4 protein-coding genes are annotated in these 4,290 nt (G+C 35.6%); all 4 read right to left on the bottom strand.

Annotated features, from left to right (window positions below; all coding sequences use genetic code 11):
- Positions 1-75: 75 nt before the first annotated feature.
- Positions 76-366, bottom strand: coding sequence for a hypothetical protein (locus O9332_RS12400; protein WP_288025809.1), 291 nt, complete (start codon positions 364-366; stop codon positions 76-78).
- 97 nt (positions 367-463) lie between these two features.
- On the bottom strand, positions 464-1,771 hold the full coding sequence (locus tag O9332_RS12395) for a hypothetical protein (protein ID WP_288025807.1): 1,308 nt from the start codon (positions 1,769-1,771) through the stop codon (positions 464-466).
- Positions 1,772-1,838: 67 nt separating this feature from the next.
- Positions 1,839-3,140 carry a flippase gene (locus tag O9332_RS12390; protein ID WP_288025805.1) on the bottom strand — a complete coding sequence of 434 codons (1,302 nt, stop codon included), beginning with the start codon at positions 3,138-3,140 and terminating at the stop codon, positions 1,839-1,841.
- A 25-nt stretch (positions 3,141-3,165) separates the two neighbouring features.
- Positions 3,166-4,008 (bottom strand): putative capsular polysaccharide synthesis family protein, encoded by an 843-nt coding sequence (locus O9332_RS12385; protein WP_288025803.1) that lies wholly within the window; start codon positions 4,006-4,008, stop codon positions 3,166-3,168.
- Between the last annotated feature and the right edge of the window lie 282 nt (positions 4,009-4,290).

Genomic DNA, 4,290 nt, shown 5'->3' with positions numbered 1-4,290 from the left:
CTTATCTGGCAAGAGACTTAATTGATTAGTTCGCTCTAGAGCAAAAACAATTGACAAAAATCGCTAAATGCCTTTCTATATAAGGGTTCCATCCCTTATAACCCCCGTCCATTGCATAACACAAACCGAAGAGCCTAAAATATTAAAGAAGTTAACATCTTGCTCAACATTATAATGGACTTTGAGAGCATTTGCTATCAGAAATCTCAACCAAGTGTTTCCCGATTTGGGATAGGATACTAAGAATACATCTTCCACTACATGATTTTTAGGTAGTGAGCGATTGTAGTACATTTTTTGGTATAAATTTCTCGGCAAATTTAAAACTTTTTGTCCTCTCAAGAAAAACCCACTAATATTGTTCATATAATTGCTATTTATTTTCATACATTAAATGTGTTGGTCTAGCCATTTATAATTTTATCATGAATAAGTAAATTATCTTGTCATCGTTGTGAGATTTTTATAAGGTAAGACCATATTTTTTTATCTGCAAGTAAGCGCCTATTCCAAACCCCAATCCAATATAAAATTGGGGGTAAGCGTGTCCAGTTGTCAAAAAAACAACGGTCCAAGCAAATAAGCCCGGCAGTACAGATAGCAGTGCCGTTCTCTTTTTTGGATCAAAACTCATTGGTTTTAATGCAGCTTTAATAAATAAGTAGGGAAAATATACGAAAAGAAAATACGATACAAGGCTGAATAATATCAAACCACCTTGAAGTAAAAAATTAAAGATGCCAATGTGAAAGTGATTGGTCATTTCATTCCTTACAGGAGTCCAGTAATTAGCCCCAATACCCCTACCAACTAGAAATTCTATATCTTGAAGACTTTGTATCCCAGAAATAACTTCTTCGATTCGCAACTCTGATGATCTATCTCCAGACTGTATCTGATAAAACCTCTCATATAATAATGTATCTTCAAATATTTCTGCTATGTTGAAATCGTTGAAAAAGATAAAAATAACTAATATCAGCAGTGCTATTAATAACATTTTAAAATTCCTTGAATTCAAAATAGAAGAACTATTATTCAACACTCCATTAGATGCTTTGTAGGATAAAATCATCAATGATAAAACAACTAAAACCAATATAGATAGTAAAATAGTTCTCTTAGCGTTTAAGAATCCCAATAGGTAAGCACGGCAAAAAATTGCTCCCCAAATTGGTATTGCCCAGATGAAGCTTATTCTACTTAAAATAGCCAGAGCAATACTGCTGGGAATTTCCAGTAGTGATGAATAGCGTGCATCTAGAAAGGTAACTACTCTTTCTTCAATTCCCGCAACATTTAATTTTCTTGCAATTATGGTTTGTGTGGTAGAATGAAACAGTACAAAAGTAGGCAATATTATAAAGGCAAGTAGTTGTAATTTAGGATAATAGGACTTAACAATTAGACGAAAAATAGCCAACCCTATGAACAAGCCAGAGAAAGCTTGAATATCTGATCTAATAAATTCAAATTCGTTATGAAAAATATACCAACCCATGAAAGTATATAGCAAGAGAGATAAAGAATAAAAAACACCTATTTTCCCCAACAAAATTTTGCGAAATTCTGAGTCTAATACAAAGGCAAATACTACACTAAAAGCAAGAGTTAATAAAGAAATACCTTGAAATACACTTATTTTTTTTTCTACGTCGATGCCTGCATTTAAATAATCGTTTATTAATATTAGAAACAAAGTTACATAGAAACTAAGCGTTGACAATAGCTGAGTAATAAATTGATTTTTTTTTGCTATAACTAAACTCATTTTAGCAGTCCTAATAATTGCGAATACAAAAACAACAAAAATGTTAAGTTTTGTATGGATAATCTAATCAAATTGCCGTAGATTTGATGCCCAATTTTTGGCGTACCCAGATAGCACTGATAATATTACCTACAATCATCGAGATTGCGGTGGCAGTGGCTGCACCATTCACCCCCCACTTCGGTATTAGTAGCCAATTAAGACAGACATTTAACAAAGCGGCAAATACCACAGTTGCTGCACTAAATTTAGCATGGCGGGTCATATTTAGCAATAGACCCACGGAACCAGTCAGAGCGTTAACCAGATAGCCAATACTCAAAATTATCAAAGCTGTTTGTCCCTGTATAAACTCAGCACCAAAAAGCTGTAAAATCGAGTATCTCAATGCAATCAACCCCAAAGTCATGACTAGAGCAAACAAGCTGATTAAACGAGTGCTATGAGTAACCAGCCTTTGCAGTTGTTCCCGCTTTCCCTCTGCATACAGTGTAGCAAAAGTTGGCGAAAGGACATTATTCAAGATTCCTAGGCCAAAAATAATCAGAGAAGTGACTCGACTGACTACTGCGTAAACTCCCACCGCACCCGCACCCTTGAAGGCACCGAGCATCAATATATCGATACGAGAGTTAATCACCGCTAGTCCTCCTAGCAAAATAAACGGTAAGCCGTCCTTGAGCCAAGTCAGAATTTTGTATTCAGGTTTAGCCTGTTTAACCTCTTGGGGAAGCACTCTGGCTAATAGTACCACACCAACGACAAAAGTAATGCCAAGAGATATCAATTTTAAGCCCATCACCCAGACAGTGATATTTTCTTGATTTCTAAGAAACCAGTAGCTAGAAATCGTCAGGATAATAAAAACTAAGGGAGCTAGTAGATTTTCTGGCATTTGCCCTAAAACCACCCTGTGTAAACCCGTCATCGTCGCTAGTCTCAAGCTAGTTAAAGAGACAATTGGTAAGGAAATCATCGCTACACACAGAGATGGTAATAAGTCCGGCTCCCTGACTTGTCCCCAGTTCAGAATAATAGCAATAGCAACTAATGCCATTAGGCTAGAAACTATGAAGACAATTGCATTTGCCCATTGTAATAGACCACGCATTAATCCCCAAGCTGACTGACTACTATAGATAGCCACTTCTCTGACTAATAAGTTATTAAAGCCTAGAGTCGCAGGAATGCCCAGCAAAGCCGGCCAAGTCATTGCATAAGTATAAACCCCAAAGCCATTTTTACCGAGCCAGCGAGCTAGAATAATACTGGTCAGAAAACTAAGGGTCATGAAAGCAACTCTTAAACCAAGAGAACCCGTCGCATCTCGAATTAAACGTTCTTTCAGTTTTAAGGGAGTTTTCTTCATCTTTTTCTTTGCTCCAGAGATGCTACTAAGTCCATCGTGAATAAACTTTTCTGATTTCTTCCTCCGTGTAAAAATGATTAAAGTATTTAGAACTGCACATCTCCTCTACATAAGATAGTGGTAATTTGAGATTTTGCTTAAATTCTTTATACGTATCTCGATAATTTTTATCTTCTCCCACGTTCGTCCTTACTAACTTAAATTCTTTTAAACCCAGAAATTCGGCGATTGCTTTTTCCTTTACACTGTCAGAGGTTTCTAGTTTGAGGATCAATAAATCCACATTATCTTTGTTAATTCTTAAATATCCCTGCTCTTTCGGAAAAGGATATTCATAAACATCTATCCCTAAAAATGGCTTGAAGTAATTATCGAACCAGTCTAGGGGAATCGAATGAGGGAAAAAATTGATAAATATATCCCTTAGCTCTTGGGGAGTAAAATTGGATTGTTCATACTTTTTCCCTGTTTCTCTTTCAAAGTTCTGAAAAAAAGCTGCAACATTTCTACCTATTGGTTCCCTAGTTAAAGAAATAATTTTTACCTGTTTTTTCGGAACGATTATCTTGTTATATAAAAACTCACCACGTCTGACTTGCTTTTCTCTGCCCAGTTTTAAGTTTAAAATTTCGTAAACCTTAGGATTGTAAAAGCTTCTATTATCAGCATTTTTGAGTAAAAAATGAACATGAAACAATGGCAAAATTGCTTTTTTTTCTAAGGATTTCATCACCGAGCTAGAACCAACTTTGCCCATTTGATAGATTATAATAGGTGTTTGATTAGTTGCATAAAGTTTGAATCGTAATTTTATGTCTTGCAGAACAATATTCAGCAGATAAGTCAGGTTATCAAGAAATTTAGACATTTGGTTTTTGCCTGTAGTTTAATTTTTTTACTCTACACCAGCGATACAGACGCTGAGTTCTCAATGAAGATAATCTATTTCAGCATCAATGTCAACCCAGGGTGGTAATTTTGGTAATTCTCAAGATAGTTGCTCAACTATCGGGAGCATCTCACTTACGCGATAAGTAATTATACTTAGCCTAAAAGCCACTCTTAATCGTGTCTTGGAACGAAATAGAGGCTTTTAAAGACTGCGTACATGGAGAATTAAAACAAGAATTACCCTCGAAAAGCCTATTTT

The sequence above is a fragment of the Microcystis sp. LE19-10.1B genome (assembly GCF_027530565.1).
GTDB classification, from domain to species: Bacteria; Cyanobacteriota; Cyanobacteriia; order Cyanobacteriales; family Microcystaceae; genus Microcystis; species Microcystis aeruginosa.
The sequence above is the reverse complement of the archived record's forward strand: the minus strand, read 5'-3'. Positions and strand labels throughout refer to the sequence as shown.

What these genes read in the sequence shown, in the direction of transcription:
- O9332_RS12400 (WP_288025809.1), bottom strand. Translation starts at nt 366, where the DNA reads ATGAACAATATTAGTGGGTTTTTCTTGAGAGGACAAAAAGTTTTAAAT.
- O9332_RS12395 (WP_288025807.1), bottom strand. Translation starts at nt 1,771, where the DNA reads ATGAGTTTAGTTATAGCAAAAAAAAATCAATTTATTACTCAGCTATTG.
- O9332_RS12390 (WP_288025805.1), bottom strand. Translation starts at nt 3,140, where the DNA reads ATGAAGAAAACTCCCTTAAAACTGAAAGAACGTTTAATTCGAGATGCG.
- O9332_RS12385 (WP_288025803.1), bottom strand. Translation starts at nt 4,008, where the DNA reads ATGTCTAAATTTCTTGATAACCTGACTTATCTGCTGAATATTGTTCTG.